Below are 16,139 nucleotides of genomic sequence, written 5' to 3'. Positions count from 1 at the left end.
AGGGCATATTCTTCATCATCTCATGCGTCATCGGCATCATATTGGTGTTCAGGTGATGCATGACCCACAACGAACCGGAGAGAGCGATGCCGACGATGATCAGTGTGAAGATCAACGCCATCATGGTCCAGCCGCCTTCGGAGCGCGGGTTCATGTGCAGGAAATAGACCATGTGCACGACAATCTGAACGACACAGAGCGCCATCACCAGAAAACCGGTCAAGGCTTTGCTGTCGAATACGTCGGCCATGACCAGCCAGAACGGAATGGCGGTCAGGATGACGGACAAGACAAAGCCGATAACATAACCTTTTAGGGTGCCATGGCCTGCGTCATGGCCATGGCTATGGCCGTGATGAGTATTGGCGGCGGCTTCCTGCGCCGGGGCTTTTGGCTGTGAGCTCATCCGAGCACTCCCATCAGGTAGACGAAGGAAAAGACGCCGATCCAGATGACGTCGAGAAAATGCCAGAACATCGACAGGCACATCAGGCGACGGCGATTTTCCGGGATCAGGCCGTGCATCTTGACCTGGACCATCATGGTCACCAGCCAGATGATGCCGAAGGTGACATGCAGGCCGTGGGTGCCGACCAATGTGAAGAAGGACGACAGGAAGGCACTGCGACCGGGGCCTGCCCCTTCCTGGATCAGGTGGTAGAATTCGTAGAGTTCCAGCCCGAGGAAGGTCAGGCCGAACAGGCCTGTCACGCCGAGCCAGAAGATCGTTTCCATCTTGGCATTGCGCTCCATCTGCAGCATGGCGAAGCCATAGGTGATCGACGACAGCAGCAGCATCGCGGTGTTGATCGCCACAAGCGGCAGATCAAACAAGTCTGCGGGCGACGGGCCGGCCGCATAATTGCGCCCAAGCACGGCGTGGGTGGCGAACAGGACCGCAAAGATCAGGCAGTCGCTCATCAGATAGAGCCAGAAGCCCAGCATGGTGCTGCCTTCCGGGTGGTGATCGTCCTCGAGATAGAACTGGTTTTCGTTCCATTCGCCTGTGGGTGTCTTTTCACTCATCTCAGGTCCGCTCCGCCAGCAGTTGTGAACGCGCATCCTCGGTTGCGGTCACCGTCTCGGCGGGAATGTAGAAATCCCGCTTGTAATTGAATGTGTGTCCGATCGCGACGGCGATCACGGCAACGAGGGACAGGACCGCCAGCCACCAGATGTACCAGATCAAGGCAAAGGCGAGCACGACGCTCAAGGCGGCCAGGATCACGCCGGTTCCGGTATTCTTCGGCATGTGGATAGGCTTGAAGCCGGCAAGCGGACGCTCGTAGCCACGGTTCTTCATGTCGTACCAGCTGTCATGATCATGCACGACCGGCGTGAAGGCGAAATTGTAGTCCGGCGGCGGCGAAGACGTCGACCATTCCAGCGTTCTGCCATTCCAGGCGTCACCGCTGGTTTCGCGCAACTGGTCACGTCTGAGATAACTGACAACGATCTGGACGACAAAGGAGGCAATACCGAGCGCGATCAGGAAGGCGCCGAAAGCCGCGATGATGAACCAGATCTGCAGGGACGGGTCCTCGAATTGCGAGACACGGCGGGTCACGCCCATCAGGCCCAGAACATAAAGCGGCATGAAGGCGAAGAGGAAGCCGATCTGCCAGAACCAGAAGCTCATCTTGCCCCAGAACGGATCGAGCTTGTAACCGAAGGCCTTGGGCCACCAGTAGACGACGCCGGCCATCAGCCCGAATACGACACCGCCGATGATGACATTGTGGAAGTGGGCGATCAGGAACAGCGAATTGTGCAGGACAAAGTCTGCTGGCGGGATTGCCAGCATGACGCCGGTCATGCCGCCGATGACAAAGGTCACCATGAAGCCGATGGTCCACAACATCGGCACCTCGTAGCGGATCCGGCCGCGATACATGGTGAAGAGCCAGTTGAACATCTTGGCGCCTGTCGGGATCGAGATGATCATCGTGGTGATGCCGAAAAACGCGTTCACCGATGCGCCAGACCCCATGGTGAAGAAGTGGTGCAGCCAGACCAGATAGGAGAGGATCATGATCACACAGGTTGCGTAGACCATGGACGCATAGCCGAACAGGCGCTTGCTGCTGAAGGTGGCCACGACTTCGGAAAAAATGCCGAAGGCCGGCAGGATCAGGATATAGACCTCCGGATGACCCCAGATCCAGATGAGATTGATATACATCATCGGATTGCCACCAAGGTCATTGGTGAAGAAGTTCGTTCCGGCGTAGCGGTCGAGGGAGAGAAGCGCCAGCGTCGCGGTCAGGATCGGGAAGGTCGCGACGATGAGGATATTGGTGCAGAGCGATGTCCAGGTGAACACAGGCATCTTCATGAAGGTCATGCCCGGAGCGCGCATCTTGACGATCGTCGCGATCAGGTTGATGCCGGACAGCGTCGTTCCGACCCCCGCCACCTGCAGCCCCCAGATGTAATAGTCCACGCCGACGCCTGGCGAATAATCGGCGCCCGAGAGCGGCGGATAGGCGAGCCAGCCTGTGCGGGCAAACTCTCCGACAAACAGCGACATCATGATGATGACTGCACCGGCCGTCGTCATCCAGAATGAAAAATTGTTGAGGAAGGGGAACGATACGTCGCGCGCGCCGATCTGCAATGGCACGACATAGTTCATCAGGCCGGTAACGAAGGGCATGGCCATGAAGAAGATCATGATCACGCCGTGGGCGGTGAAGATCTGATCGTAGTGATGCGGGTTGAGATAGCCCTCATTGCCGTTGAAGGCGATCGCCTGCTGGATGCGCATCATGATCGCATCGGCAAAACCGCGCATCAGCATGATCAGCGCCAGGATCACATACATGATGCCGATCTTCTTGTGATCGACGCTGGTGAACCATTCGTGCCAGAGATAACCCCAGAGCTTGTATTTGGTCACCAGCGCAAGGACCGCAAGGCCACCGAGGGCAACAACGGCAAAGGTCACCACGAGGATCGGCTCGTGGTAGGGAATAGCCTCCCACGAGAGCCGCCCGAAGATGAATTGCGTCAGACTGGTATTGTCGAACATAGCACTGTCCAAATTCTCTTGAAATGCGACGTCAGGGGTTCGTTGAGCCACTGTTGTTCAATTGCGCAGGTGCCGGGCCATTTCCGGCATCGGGGTCCGCGGGTGCGGCATGGCCTTCATGCATGTGATGCATGTCGTGATCCATCGCTTGCGGCTCCTCCGGCTGTTCATCGATGCCTTCGGCCGGCTCTTCGCTGCGCGACGGATTTCCGGTTGCCGGGAAAGTCGCCCCCGGTGCCGTCTCGCCCTCATGGCCGGTTTCTCCGGCATGGCGATTGTCATGTTCGAGCTTGGCCCGGTTCTCATGGCTTTCCACGCCGGCACCGCCCATCAGGTCGATATGCATCATCTCGTTCATGCACATCTGACCTGGGCGCACACACATATTGAGTACCGACTGGTAGAGCCCGTCCTCGACGCTTGCAAAGAAGCGGACGGGATCTTTGATGCTCGGCTTTTCGAGCTTCAGGTAGGTATCGCGATTGAGCATGGTGCCGTTCTGCTTGACCCCGGCGACCCAGTCATCAAAGCCGGCCTGATCCAGGCCACGGAACTTAAAGCGCATATGGGAAAAGCCGTCACCACTGTAGTTCGACGACAGGCCCTCATATTCGCCCGCCTTGTTCATGACGGCGTGCAATCTGGTCTGCATGCCGGGCATGGCATAGATCATGCCGGCAAGCGCCGGGACATAGAAGGAGTTCATCACCGAAGATGCCGTGATCTTGAAGTTGATCGGCACATCCACAGGCGCTGCCATCTCGTTGACGGTGGCGATACCGTAGTCGGGATAGAAAAACAGCCATTTCCAATCCAGCGCAACAACTTCGACTGTCAAAGGCTTGGTCTCCGCCGGTATCGGGCGCTCGGCATCCAGGCGATCGAGCGGCCGATACGGATCGAGCTTGTGCGTGCTGATCCAGGTCACGGCGCCGAGCGCGATGATGATTGCCAGCGGCGCCGACCAGATGATCACCTCGAGACCTGTCGAGTGATGCCATTCCGGATCATATTTGGCGGTCGTGTTGGACTGACGGTAGTGCCAGGCGAAATACAGCGTCAGGCACAGCACCGGCACAATGATGATCAGCATCAGGATGGTCGAGATGACGATCAGATCCCTTTGCTGTGCGGCGATATCACCCGAGGGCGACATGACCACCATGTTGCATCCGGCAAGTGCCAGAGCCATGGACAGGAAAACAATCAATCGTCCGGCGATCTTAAGGTGACTGTGCATTTCGATGCTCAACTTGCGTTTTGTCTAGTTGGCAATAATCGCGGAATGGCGTCAAAGGGAATGGGGCCGTTCGTCGCAGCGCAGCATAATGTCGCAGTGCAGGATTTCGATGGAAGGGATAAAGGCTGAAACCTACAAAGCTGAATTGATTATTGCCAATTGGGCGCAATTTGCCAATCCACGGCAGAAGAAAGCTCGATTGGCGGAGATATCGATGGTTTGCAGGTTTTTTTCTGCGCTTGCTTGATCTTGCCCGTTGATTGATCAACATTTGCAGGAGAGCGCACATCGCCGGGAGGTAGTCATGAGCACGGTAGTCAACCCCACGTCATCTGGCCTTGAGCAGGACGCGCGCCGCATGCATCACGACGACAAGCCGCTGTCGCCCGGCAATATCGCCATCGGCGTCGTGATCGGCCGCATGTCGGAATTCTTCGACTTTTTCGTCTACGGCCTCGGCTCCATCCTGGTATTTCCCAAGCTTATCTTTCCGTTCGCATCGAGCCCGGTCGCGGCGACCTTGATGTCATTCGCGATCTTCCCGCTGGCTTTTCTCGCGCGCCCCGTCGGCTCGTTCGCCTTCATGTGGATCGACCGCAACTATGGACGTGGGACGAAGCTGACGATCGCCCTCGTGCTTCTCGGCGGTTCCACGGCATCGATCGCCTTCCTGCCGGGCTATGCGACGATCGGTTACTGGGCCGTGGCCCTTCTGGCCCTATTCCGGCTGGGTCAAGGATTTGCCCTGGGCGGCGCCTGGGATGGGCTGGCGTCCCTTCTGAACCTCAATGCGCCACCCGAGCACCGCGGCTGGTATGCGATGATCCCGCAACTTGGTGCGCCGATCGGCTTTGCCATTGCCAGCATCCTGTTTTTCTACCTGATCACCAATCTTTCGGAAGCCGACTTCCTCGAATGGGGCTGGCGCTACCCCTTCTTTGTCGCCTTTGCGATCAATGTCGTCGCGCTGTTTGCCCGCCTTCGCATCGTTGCCAGCAAGGAATTCGGAGCGGCAATGGCGGCACAGGAACTTCAGGCTCGCCCGGTTTTCGAAATGCTGAGCAAACACGGTCATGATGTCGTGATCGGGGCCTTTGCACCCCTGGCAAGCTTTGCCATGTTCCATCTGGTGACGATCTTCCCGCTGAGTTGGGTGATCCTGAACGGTGGCCAGTCGGCGGCCGAATTCCTTCTGGTGCAGGTTGCTGGCGCCGCCGTCTGCACGATCGGCATCGTCCTGTCCGGTGTGATCGCCGATCGCATCGGCCGGCGTCGGCAATTGATGATCGGTGCGAGCCTGATCGCGATCTTCAGCTTTTCGGCACCATTTCTGCTCGATGCCGGCGGCAAGGGGCAGGACGCCTTCATCCTGATCGGCTTTGCCATCCTCGGCCTCACTTTCGGCCAGGCGTCGGGCGCGGTTTCATCCCGCTTCACGCAGTATTATCGCTATACCGGTGCGGCGTTGACATCGGATCTGGCCTGGCTGGTCGGCGCAGCTTTCGCGCCGCTGGTGGCACTTGGCCTTGCCACGAATTTCGGCATCATCTTCATTGGCGGTTACCTGATTTCCGGTGCGATCTGCACGCTGGCGGCACTGAGCCTCACCCGCGTTCTCGACCAGAACGAACCAGGAGGCGCCGCATAAGCGACCTTTCGGGGCACCGCGGCTCGCAACGGCGGAGATGCATCAGTTTGCGGAGGCGGTGTCAGCCGCCCTCACCTCGCCAAAAGCCATTCACACGGATGTCTCCCCCGATTGATCGCGCAACAGGCTGATGATGCCGGAGAAATCCCGCTCTCCATTGCCACGCTGGTTGAACAGGTCGTAGAGCTCAGACGCCCTGGCGCCAAGCGGCGTCATCGCACCTGTCGCTTGTGCCGCAGCCTGCGACAATTTCAGATCCTTCAGCATCAAGGCGGCGGCAAATCCGGGATTATAGTCGGCATTGGCCGGTGATGTCGGCACGGGGCCGGGCACGGGACAATAGGTGGTCAGCGACCAGCATTGCCCTGAAGACACTGACGCGACATCAAAGAGTGCCTGATGCGAAAGTCCGAGTTTTTCGCCGAGCACAAAGGCTTCGCAGACAGCGATCATGCTGATGCCAAGGATCATGTTGTTGCAGATCTTGGCGGCCTGCCCCGAGCTCGCACCACCGCAGAGAATGATCCGCTTGCCCATCGCCTCGAAGATGGGCTGGGCCGTCGAAAACACTTCCGGATCCCCTCCGACCATGAAGGTCAGCGTGCCCGCAACAGCGCCACCCGTTCCGCCGGAGACCGGTGCATCCAGCGATGGGCATGCGGCATCAGCCGCCAGGGCATGGACCTTGCGCGCGCTGTCGATGTCGATGGTCGAGCAATCGATCAGCACCGTACCGGCCGGCACGGCCGTCATGAGTTCCTGCCAGACAGAAAGCACATGTTTGCCGGCAGGCAACATGGTGATTACCACTTCCGCCCCGCCGACCGCTTCGGCCAGCGATGTGCAGGGGATGACACCTGCACCCTGCGCCTCGCTGACAAGTGCTGGCGACAGATCAAAGCCTCTGACCGAAAACCCATTTTTGACCAGATTGGCCGCCATCGGGCCACCCATGTGACCCAGACCGATAAAGGCAATGCTTGTCATGACCGTCATGCTCCTCACTATGGCCCGGCTGACCGGCACTGCGATCAGGCTGCGTCCGGCTTTGAATAGAATTAGCGCCGTCAGATATGGAGTGCATGGCCGAGCGCCTTCATGGCTGCTTCCTGGAAGCCTTCGCTGCGCGTCGGATGTGCATGGATCGTCGCTGCAATGTCCTCGAGCCGCGCACCCATTTCGATCGCCAGTGAAAATGCAGCCGACAGTTCCGAGACAGCAATACCGACGGCCTGCACACCGAGAACAAGATTGGTGTCTGACCGCGCCACCACGCGGACAAAGCCATCGTCGCGGCCAACCGTCATGGCCCGGCCATTGGCGCTGAACGGAAACTGCCCGACACGGATATCATAGCCTTGAGCACGCGCTTCGCCCGGCGAAAGCCCCACCGCGACGATCTCCGGGTCGGTAAAGCAGACCGCCGCAATGCAGCGTTTGTCCCATGTGCGCCTCTTTCCCGCGACGATCTCCGCCACCAGTTCACCCTGTGCCATCGCGCGGTGCGCCAGCATCGGTTCGCCAGTCATGTCGCCAATGGCATAGACGCCGCGCATCGATGTCCGGCAATGTTCGTCGATGCGCAGGAACGGACCGGCATGATCCAGGTCGAGTTCGTCCAGCCCCAGACCTTTGCTGCGGGGCCGACGCCCGACAGCGACGAGAACCTTGTCGGTAGCCAGGCGCTGCTCGGATCCCGCGGCATCCTCGACCAAAAGCCCATCATCCGACAGACCCTTAGCCCTGGCGCTGGTCAGTACCCGCACATCCAGCGCCGTCAATCGCCTGGCAACCGGCGCGACGAGATCGGCATCATATTGCGGCAGGATCTGCGCCTTTTCCTCGACGAACGTCACCTTCGAGCCGATCTTGGCAAAAGCCGTTCCGAGTTCCATTCCGATATAACCGGCGCCGACGACGACGAGTTTGCCGGGTACGGTCGCCAGTGACAGCGCCTCGGTCGAGGAGATGACCGAACCGCCAAAGGCAAGCCCCGGCAATTCGATCGGCTCGGAGCCCGTTGCGATCACCACCGCTTGCGCGCGGATGACCTGAATACCGGTTTCCGTCTCGACCTCGACCGTCTTTCCATCCCGGAACCGCGCCCTGCCATGCACGATCTTGACCCTGGCCTTTGCCAGGAGCGCCAGCACACCGCTGTTCAACCGGGCAACGATACCGTCCTTCCAGGCGACGGCCCTGGCGAGATCAAGCTTTGGACTTTCAATGCTGATACCGAGCGGATTTCTGAGCCCCACCATGTGGCTGAGGTTGTCATATTCCTCGGCAGCGTGGATCAGTGCCTTGGACGGGATACAGCCGATATTGAGGCAGGTGCCACCGGCCCTTTCTGCCTCGACAATGACCGTGTCGACTCCCAACTGTCCGGCCCGGATGGCGCAGGTATAGCCACCCGGTCCGGCGCCGATGACGAGAAGTTTGCACGTGATCTCTTTCATGGCTCAGCCCTCGATAAACAGTAGCGCGGGGGTCTCAAGCAAGGTCTTGATGCGCTGGATAAAACTTGCCGCATCAAAGCCGTCCACGACGCGATGATCGAAGCTGGAGGAAAGGTTCATCATCTTGCGGGCAATGAACTGGCGGCCATCCCAGACCGGCCGCATCACGATCTTGTTGACACCAACAATCGCGACTTCCGGGTGGTTGATGATCGGCGTTGTCGCAATCCCACCCAGCGCACCGAGCGACGTGATAGTGATCGTTGAACCCGACAGCTCTTCACGCAGCGCGGAGCCAGATCTTGCGGCCTCTGCGACACGCATCAGTTCGGTGGCACAGTCCCAGATGCTGCGGGCTTCGGCATGACGCACCACCGGAACGGTCAGGCCGGCGGACGTCTGCGTCGCCACGCCGATATGCACGCCTCCATGCCTGGTGATGATCCCGGCATCGTCATCGAAGGTGGCATTGATACCAGGCTGCTCAGCGCAGGCCTTTACCATCGCCCGCATCAGGAACGGTAGAAGCGTCAGCTTCGGCTGATCCTGCTTGCGGTTGCTATTCATCGTCTCGCGCAAGAGTTCCAGATCTGTGACGTCGATCTCTTCGACATAGGTGATATGGGGAATACGGGTTGCAGCCCGCGTCATTTTCTCCGAGATACGCCGGCGCAGGCCGGTCATCTTGATCTCCTCGAATGTCGTATTCCTGGCCAAGGCCTTCGCCGACACAGGCAAATCAGCACCACGCGCGACAAACCGGTCGAGATCGTCATGGGTGATGCGGCCGGCAGGCCCTGTGCCTGAAACCTGGCGCAAATCAATGCCGCCTTCCTGTGCCCTCAGGCGGACAGCGGGCGACGCGACCGGTTTCGCAGGTGCAGGATGAGTTTCATCCGGCACTGTCCGTCGCTGATTTTTCGCAGCCGACGGGACCAGGGGGGCCTTCACCACAGCATCGGGCTGATTTTCGACCGTACCAATCGCCGACGCCTCAACGCCTGCCAGCGGGGATGCATCGGTTCCGCCGTCCGCCGCGTCTCCATCACCATTGCCATCACCTGCGACCTCAATGCGCAGCAACGGCGCCTTGACGGCAACCGTGTCGCCGACCTCGGCGCCGAGCCAACGTACGATACCATTCACCGGAGAGGGGATTTCGACCGTTGCCTTGTCCGTCATGACGGCCGCAAGCACCATGTCCTCACGGACGGGATCGCCGGGTTTGACATGCCATTCGACAAGTTCCGCCTCGGCGACGCCCTCGCCCACATCCGGCATCTTGATGATGAATTCTGCCATGCTCACGCCTCCATCACGTCAACAAGCGCGCGCCCGACCCGGGCGGGACCCGGAAAATAATCCCATTCCTGGGCATGCGGATAAGGGGTATCCCAGCCGGTCACCCGAACGATCGGCGCTTCCAGGTGATAGAAGCAGTGCTGCTGGACCAGAGCCGCCACCTCGGCGCCGAAGCCCGATGTCAAGGTTGCCTCGTGCACGACAACGCAGCGGCCGGTCTTGTTTACCGATTGAACAATGGTGTCCAGATCAAGCGGCAAAAGGCTGCGCAGGTCGATCACCTCTGCATCGACACCGGTTTCTTCTGCCGCCGCCAAAGCGACATGAACCATGGTGCCATAGGCGATGACTGTTACAGCGCTGCCCGGCTTGCGAATTTCCGCCTTGCCGATCGGAATGCTGTAATGACCCTCGGGCACCTCGCCGAGCGCGTGTTTCGACCAGGCTGTCACCGGCTTTTCATGATGACCATCGAAAGGGCCATTGTACAGCCGCTTCGGCTCCAGAAAGATGACCGGATCGGGATCCTCGATCGCGGCGACCAACAGGCCCTTGGCATCATAGGGGTTGGAGGGAACGACAACCTTGAGGCCGCAGACATGGGTAAACAGCGCTTCCGGGCTCTGACTGTGTGTCTGTCCGCCAAAGATACCCCCGCCTGTGGGCATGCGCAGCACGATCGGGCAGGTAAAATCGCCATTCGAACGGTAGCGGATGCGGGCGGCTTCCTGGGTGATCTGGTCATAGGCCGGATACATGTAATCGGCGAACTGGATCTCGACGCAGGGCTTCAGCCCGTAAGCCGCCATGCCGATCGCGGTGCCGACGATGCCGCTTTCACTGATCGGAGCATCGAAGCAGCGCGTCTTGCCGTATTTTGCCTGCAGGCCTTGCGTGCAGCGAAAGACACCACCGAAATAGCCAACATCCTCGCCAAACACCACGACATCGTCATCGCGTTCCATCGAGACATCCATGGCGCTGCGCACAGCCTCGATCATCGTCATTCTGGCCATTTTAGTAACCTGCCTCCTGCCTTTGGCGTCGAATATGAGCCGGCATATCGGCATAGACCCCGTCAAAGATATCGCGCACCGATGGTTTCCCCCCGGCATGCAACGTGCCATGTGCCTCGGCGCGCTTCTGCGCATCGATCACTTCGTCGAGGATTTCCGCTTCCGCCTGCACATGCCGGCTTTCCGACCATGCACCTTTGACAATCAGGTGTTTCTTCAGGCGCAGCACCGGATCTCCCAAAGGCCAGGCTTCGGATTCCGTCTTCGGTCGGTAGGCACTCGGATCATCCGAGGTCGAATGGGCACCGACCCGGTAGGTCACATATTCGATCAATGTCGGCCCGAGATTGCGCCGGGCGCGCTCTGCCGCCCAAAGCGAAACGGCATGCACGGCCAGATAGTCATTGCCGTCGACCCTGAGCGCCGGAATACCGAAGCCGAGGCCGCGGGCCGCAAAGGTCCCCGAACCGCCCCTGGCAATGCCCTGGAATGTCGAGATCGCCCATTGATTGTTGACGATATTGAGAATGACCGGCGCCTTATAGGTCGAGGCAAAGACCAGCGCAGAATGAAAGTCGGATTCGGCCGTCGACCCGTCGCCAATCCAGGCGGCCGCGATCTTCGTGTCATTCTTGATGGCCGATGCCATCGCCCAGCCAACGGCCTGAACATATTGGGTGGAGAGATTGCCAGAAATGGTGAAGAAGTCGTGCTCCCTCGACGAATACATGACCGGAAGTTGTCGACCACGCAGCGGGTCATTTTCATTGGAGAAGATCTGGTTCATCATCTCTTCCATCGGGTAATCATCGGCGATCAGCAGACCGGCCTGACGGTAGGTCGGAAAGTTCATGTCGCCTTTCCTCAGCGCCTTGCGAAAGGCACAGCTGACGGCTTCCTCGCCCAGATGCTGCATGTAGAACGAGGTCTTACCCTGACGCTGCGCCATCAGCATGCGCGCATCAAAAGCGCGCAGCTTCATCATGTGGCGAAGGCCAGACAAAAGTTCGTCGTCTGAGAGCGTGCCCGCCCAGGGACCGACCGCCTCGCCCTCACGGTTGAGAACGCGAATGATCGAATAGGCAAGATCGCGAATATCTTCGGGCGCTGCGTCGACTTCGGGACGCGCAACGGCACCAGCCTTTGCAATCGTGACATTGGAAAAATCCGGCGCACCACCCGGCCGCACCGCCGGCTCCGGAACATGCAGACTCAATCGCTGGAACTCGGTCATGCCGTGTTCTTCCTCCCATTTTCAGACCCAAACCCTCCCGTCTCCTCCCGGAAGGCTTTTCGCCTGGTTCCTACAGATTACGCGCAATGACGATGCGCTGCACGTCACTTGTTCCTTCATAGATCTGGCAGATGCGAACATCACGGTAGATCCGTTCGACCGGATAGTCGGACATGTAGCCATAACCTCCATGGATCTGGATCGCATCCGAGCAGACCTTCTCGGCCATTTCGGAGGCAAACAGCTTGGCCATCGAGGCTTCGGTCAGGCAGGGCGCACCGCTTTCCTTCAGGGCCGCTGCATGCAGAACCATCTGCCGCGCCACCTCGATGCTGGTTGCCATGTCGGCAAGGCGAAAAGCGATCGCCTGATGGCCGATGATTGCTTGGCCAAATGCCGTGCGCTCGCGCGCATAATCGCGCGCCGCCTCAAATGCCGCCCGCGCCATGCCGACCGATTGCGCCGCGATGCCGATGCGACCACCTTCCAGGTTGGCAAGCGCGATCGCATACCCTTGGCCCTCACTGCCAAGACGCCATTCAACCGGGATCCTCATGCTGTTGAACACGATCTGACAGGTATCGGATGCATGCAGTCCGAGCTTCTGTTCAACGCGGATGACTTCGTAGCCTGGGGTATCGGTCGGCACGACAAAGGCCGAGATGCCTTTCTTTCCCGCTGCAGGGTCGGTCACGGCAAAGACGATGATCACCTGGCCGTTGCGGCCCGATGTGATGAACTGCTTGGAGCCGTCGATGATGTAATGGTTGCCATCCAGAACAGCGCGGGTCCGAAGGTTGGATGCATCTGAACCCGCCTGCGGTTCCGTCAGCGCGAAGCCGCCAATCCACGCTCCGGAGGCAAGATTCGGCAGAAAATACTGCTTCTGCGCCTCGGTGCCGAACTTCAGGATCGGCCCACAGCCAACCGAATTGTGCACGCTCATGATGGTTGAACAGGATCCATCACCAGCGGCAATTTCTTCCAGGGCAACCGCATAGGCCACAGTGCCGGTATCCGATCCGCCATAGTCCTCCGGGACCAGCATGCCGAGAAAACCAAGCTCGCCCATCTGCCGCAATTCATCCTTGGGAAAGTCGTGCGAAACGTCACGCGCGCCGGCACCCGGAAAAAGACACTCTTGCGCGAAGTCTCGTGCCATATCGCGGATCTGGCTTTGTTGTTCAGACAGGATCATGCACCGATCTCCTCCCCCAGAAAATTCAAATCCGCTCAATCGCGATCGCCGTCGCCTCGCCGCCGCCGATACACAACGTGGCCATGCCGCGCTTCAGGTCATAGCGCTGAAGTGCTGCCAGAAGCGTGACGATGATGCGCGCACCGGAGGCGCCGATCGGATGACCGAGCGCGCAGGCGCCGCCATGGACGTTCACCTTGTCATGCGGCAGATCCAGATCGACCATTGTCGCCATTGTCACGACGGCAAAGGCCTCGTTGATCTCGAACAGGTCGACATCCTTCAACTGCCAACCGGTCCGTTCACACAGCTTTCCAAGTGCACCGATCGGCGCTGTTGCGAACAGGTTCGGTGCCTGTGCATGGGTCGAATGACCGACGATCGTGGCGAGCGGCGTCAGACCACGACGCTCCGCCTCCTGACGACGCATCAGCACCAAAGCCGCCGCACCATCGGAAATCGAGCTGGAATTGGCGGCCGTGACCGTGCCATTGTCGCGGAAGGCAGGCTTCAGGGCCGCGATCTTTTCAAGCCTTGCCTTACCGGGTTGCTCATCGCGATCAACGATCCTTTCGACCTTCGCGGCATTCGTATGCACCGGGACGACTTCGGCCGCGAAAGCTCCCGTCTCAATCGCCTTTTGTGCACGCGTCAGGGAGGCAATGGCAAAGTCATCCTGCGCGGATCGGGTAAACTGATAGGCCTGCGCGCAATCTTCGGCAAACGTGCCCATAAGCCGGCCTTTGTCATAGGCATCCTCAAGGCCGTCGAGAAACATATGGTCGATCACGCGGCCATGTCCGAGCCGATAACCCGCGCGAGCACGATCGAGCAGATAGGGCGCATTGCTCATGCTTTCCATGCCACCAGCGACCACGATGTCGGCGCTTCCGGCAACAATCAGGTCATGGGCCAGCATCACCGCTTTCATGCCCGAACCGCACATCTTGTTGACCGTGCTGGCGCCGGCTGTCACTGGAATACCGGCACCGATCGCCGCCTGGCGTGCCGGCGCCTGCCCCAGACCTGCGGGGAGTACACATCCGAAAACAACCTCTTGCACTTCCTCCAGCGGAAGCTGACTGCGCTGCATGGCCGCGCGGATCGCCGCAGATCCCAGTTGAGGCGCTGCTAGATCCTTCAGATCTCCCTGAAACGCTCCAAGTGCGGTACGGGCGCAACCGACGATGACGACAGGATCTTGCTGCATCATGGGCAAACCTCAATTGGCCACCGCAATGTCGCAGGATCGCCGGGATGCCGCCGGGGCGGCTGACCGCAAAGCACCGCTGCGGCGGACGTTGTGGACCTGCTTGATTCGGATAAACCTCGATCCAAGACGCAGTCCTCCATTCCAGTGCCCGGCATGATCAAACCTCCTCCGCTGACCATATTGCGGGATCCTACGCCGAGGCGCTATTGTAAGCCATGACCGAAATGCCCTGCATTCTTCGGCCAGTTTTGCCATAGAGGCCAGGTTTTCCAAAGAGGAGCGAGAACAATGGTTGAATTCGACCGGCGCATGATCTCGCCCTCGTTCGTTGAAGAGGCACTCGACTGCCTGAAGCGGGCGGGCAAACCGACGGCACCTGTGCTCACCTCGCTGGGACTGCCACCGGTCATCGACCAGCCGATTTCCGCCGAACGCTACGGCGCGCTGTGGCTGGCCATTGCCGCCGAGGTCGATGACGAGTTCTTCGGCATGGCGGCGCGGGCAATGCCGCATGGCAGTTTCACCCTGCTATGCCACTGTGTGCTGCATGCAAAAACGCTGGAGCAGGCGCTTCGACGCGCGCTTCGCTTTCTGACCATCGTGCTTGAAGATCCGATCGGCGAACTCGTCATCCGCGACGGGCTTGCCGAGATCATCCTGACCGACAAGGGCGAAGCGCGCTCCGCCTTTGCATACCGGACATATTGGATCCTCCTGCACGGCATTGCCTGTTGGCTGGTCGGGCGGCGCATTGCGATCCGCAGCGTGGATTTTCGTTGTGCCGAACCCAAACAGGGAGCCGACTATCGATTGTTCTTTGGAGCACCGGTGCTTTTTTCCAGACCTGTCAGCCGGCTTGCCTTTGATCGCACAGTGTTGAAACTGCCGATCGCCCGGACGGAGCAAGCGCTGAAACAATTCCTCCGAGGGGCTCCGGCCAACATTCTGCTGCGCTATCGATACGATGCCGGCCTGGCCGCCGCCATGCGTCGGCATCTGCGCCATACTCCGCCCGCCGACTGGGGAAGTTTCGAGAACATTGCCGCTCAAATGCGCAAGTCACCATCGACGCTACGCCATCGTCTGCATGCCGAAGGTCAGAGTTTTGCGGCGATCAAGGAAGAAATCCGCCGAGATATGGCCATCGAGCTTCTGTCAACACGCACTATGCGCGTCAGCGACGTGGCGACGGGATTGGGTTTTGCCGAGCCGAGCGCGTTTCATCGAGCATTCAAGACCTGGACCGGCCAGACACCAACGCAGTACAGACGCGCCCACGCAACGTTGCAGGAAATAGACGATAGCACGTCCATGCCTGATCGCGCCGGCAATTAGCCGGATTCCTGAAATGAGGGCCGCATGTCCATAGTCATTTCGACGAGAGGCATGACAAGAACACACCAATCGCTGGCCGTCTATTTTGACCTAAACCTGGTCGGCGGTTTTTTCACAATCTGAAACGGCAAGTTCGATAGGCGGGACTAGCGACTCATCACGGTCAGCCGGCGCGGCTTCGACTTTATCATGCGGGATGCCATCTTTTGGTGCAGTTTTCGCGTCGAACAGGTGCGGCGCGTCCGCTTCTGCCGCACGTACCAGTGCCTTGAGATCGGTATTGCCCCAGATGGAACCGGAGCGCGCGTCATTGTGGCGACGTCCCGATTTGAATTCGACGACAAAATTCTGTTGTGGTGTTTTCATATGTCCAGTCTTCGCAAAAACAGCGACCTCAAGGGCGATCGAAGCGCTTGAGCAACGTCCTCAGGTGTTCATTTTGCATCTTCAGCTTTTCCGCCAA

General features: G+C 59.3%; 14 protein-coding genes. 2 read left to right on the top strand and 12 right to left on the bottom strand.

Annotated elements, in window-relative coordinates; all coding sequences use genetic code 11:
- The 4 genes from cyoD to cyoA all read right to left on the bottom strand — a co-directional run.
- A partial coding sequence (gene cyoD, locus PDO_RS00540) for a cytochrome o ubiquinol oxidase subunit IV (RefSeq protein WP_007596481.1) occupies positions 1 to 406 on the bottom strand: 406 nt, incomplete at its 3' end.
- Positions 403 to 1,026, bottom strand: a complete 624-nt coding sequence (gene cyoC, locus PDO_RS00535) for a cytochrome o ubiquinol oxidase subunit III (protein WP_007596479.1) — start codon at positions 1,024 to 1,026, stop codon at positions 403 to 405. The genes cyoD and cyoC, both read right to left, overlap by 4 nt.
- 1 nt (position 1,027) lies before the next feature.
- Complete coding sequence (cyoB, locus tag PDO_RS00530) at positions 1,028 to 3,031, bottom strand: cytochrome o ubiquinol oxidase subunit I (protein WP_007596471.1); 2,004 nt, start codon at positions 3,029 to 3,031, stop codon at positions 1,028 to 1,030.
- A 31-nt stretch (positions 3,032 to 3,062) separates the two neighbouring features.
- Entirely contained in the window at positions 3,063 to 4,271 is a 1,209-nt protein-coding gene (cyoA, locus tag PDO_RS00525; RefSeq protein ID WP_007596469.1) for a ubiquinol oxidase subunit II, read from the bottom strand.
- Positions 4,272 to 4,575: 304 nt separating this feature from the next.
- On the opposite strand from cyoA, the gene PDO_RS00520 reads away from it, so the two are divergent.
- On the top strand, positions 4,576 to 5,919 hold the full coding sequence (locus tag PDO_RS00520; RefSeq protein WP_007596467.1) for an MFS transporter: 1,344 nt from the start codon (positions 4,576 to 4,578) through the stop codon (positions 5,917 to 5,919).
- 90 nt (positions 5,920 to 6,009) lie between these two features.
- On the opposite strand, the gene mmsB is transcribed toward PDO_RS00520, so the two are convergent.
- The 7 genes from mmsB to PDO_RS00485 form a co-directional block, all read right to left on the bottom strand.
- Positions 6,010 to 6,906: a 3-hydroxyisobutyrate dehydrogenase gene (mmsB, locus tag PDO_RS00515; protein WP_007596465.1), complete on the bottom strand. Its 897-nt coding sequence runs from the start codon at positions 6,904 to 6,906 to the stop codon at positions 6,010 to 6,012.
- An 80-nt stretch (positions 6,907 to 6,986) separates the two neighbouring features.
- Positions 6,987 to 8,378, bottom strand: coding sequence for a dihydrolipoyl dehydrogenase (lpdA, locus tag PDO_RS00510; RefSeq protein ID WP_007596463.1), 1,392 nt, complete (start codon positions 8,376 to 8,378; stop codon positions 6,987 to 6,989).
- Positions 8,379 to 8,381: 3 nt separating this feature from the next.
- Positions 8,382 to 9,680, bottom strand: a complete 1,299-nt coding sequence (locus PDO_RS00505; RefSeq protein ID WP_007596460.1) for a dihydrolipoamide acetyltransferase family protein — start codon at positions 9,678 to 9,680, stop codon at positions 8,382 to 8,384.
- Positions 9,681 to 9,682: 2 nt separating this feature from the next.
- Positions 9,683 to 10,696, bottom strand: a complete 1,014-nt coding sequence (locus tag PDO_RS00500) for an alpha-ketoacid dehydrogenase subunit beta (RefSeq protein WP_007596459.1) — start codon at positions 10,694 to 10,696, stop codon at positions 9,683 to 9,685.
- Position 10,697: 1 nt separating this feature from the next.
- Positions 10,698 to 11,930, bottom strand: coding sequence for a 3-methyl-2-oxobutanoate dehydrogenase (2-methylpropanoyl-transferring) subunit alpha (locus PDO_RS00495; protein WP_007596458.1), 1,233 nt, complete (start codon positions 11,928 to 11,930; stop codon positions 10,698 to 10,700).
- A gap of 70 nt (positions 11,931 to 12,000) precedes the next feature.
- Positions 12,001 to 13,128, bottom strand: coding sequence for an acyl-CoA dehydrogenase family protein (locus PDO_RS00490; RefSeq protein ID WP_007596457.1), 1,128 nt, complete (start codon positions 13,126 to 13,128; stop codon positions 12,001 to 12,003).
- Positions 13,129 to 13,153: 25 nt separating this feature from the next.
- Positions 13,154 to 14,341 carry an acetyl-CoA C-acyltransferase gene (locus PDO_RS00485; RefSeq protein WP_007596456.1) on the bottom strand — a complete coding sequence of 396 codons (1,188 nt, stop codon included), beginning with the start codon at positions 14,339 to 14,341 and terminating at the stop codon, positions 13,154 to 13,156.
- A 288-nt stretch (positions 14,342 to 14,629) separates the two neighbouring features.
- Between PDO_RS00485 and PDO_RS00480 the strand changes: the two genes are divergently transcribed.
- On the top strand, positions 14,630 to 15,676 hold the full coding sequence (locus PDO_RS00480; protein WP_007596455.1) for an AraC family transcriptional regulator: 1,047 nt from the start codon (positions 14,630 to 14,632) through the stop codon (positions 15,674 to 15,676).
- 90 nt (positions 15,677 to 15,766) lie between these two features.
- Here PDO_RS00480 and PDO_RS27675 read toward each other — a convergent pair whose 3' ends face one another.
- Positions 15,767 to 16,042 carry a hypothetical protein gene (locus tag PDO_RS27675; RefSeq protein ID WP_007596454.1) on the bottom strand — a complete coding sequence of 92 codons (276 nt, stop codon included), beginning with the start codon at positions 16,040 to 16,042 and terminating at the stop codon, positions 15,767 to 15,769.
- Positions 16,043 to 16,139 lie beyond the last annotated feature (97 nt).

Source organism: Rhizobium sp. PDO1-076 (assembly GCF_000247475.1).
In the GTDB taxonomy this organism is placed as follows: Bacteria; Pseudomonadota; Alphaproteobacteria; order Rhizobiales; family Rhizobiaceae; genus Allorhizobium.
The sequence above is the reverse complement of the archived record's forward strand: the minus strand, read 5'-3'. Positions and strand labels throughout refer to the sequence as shown.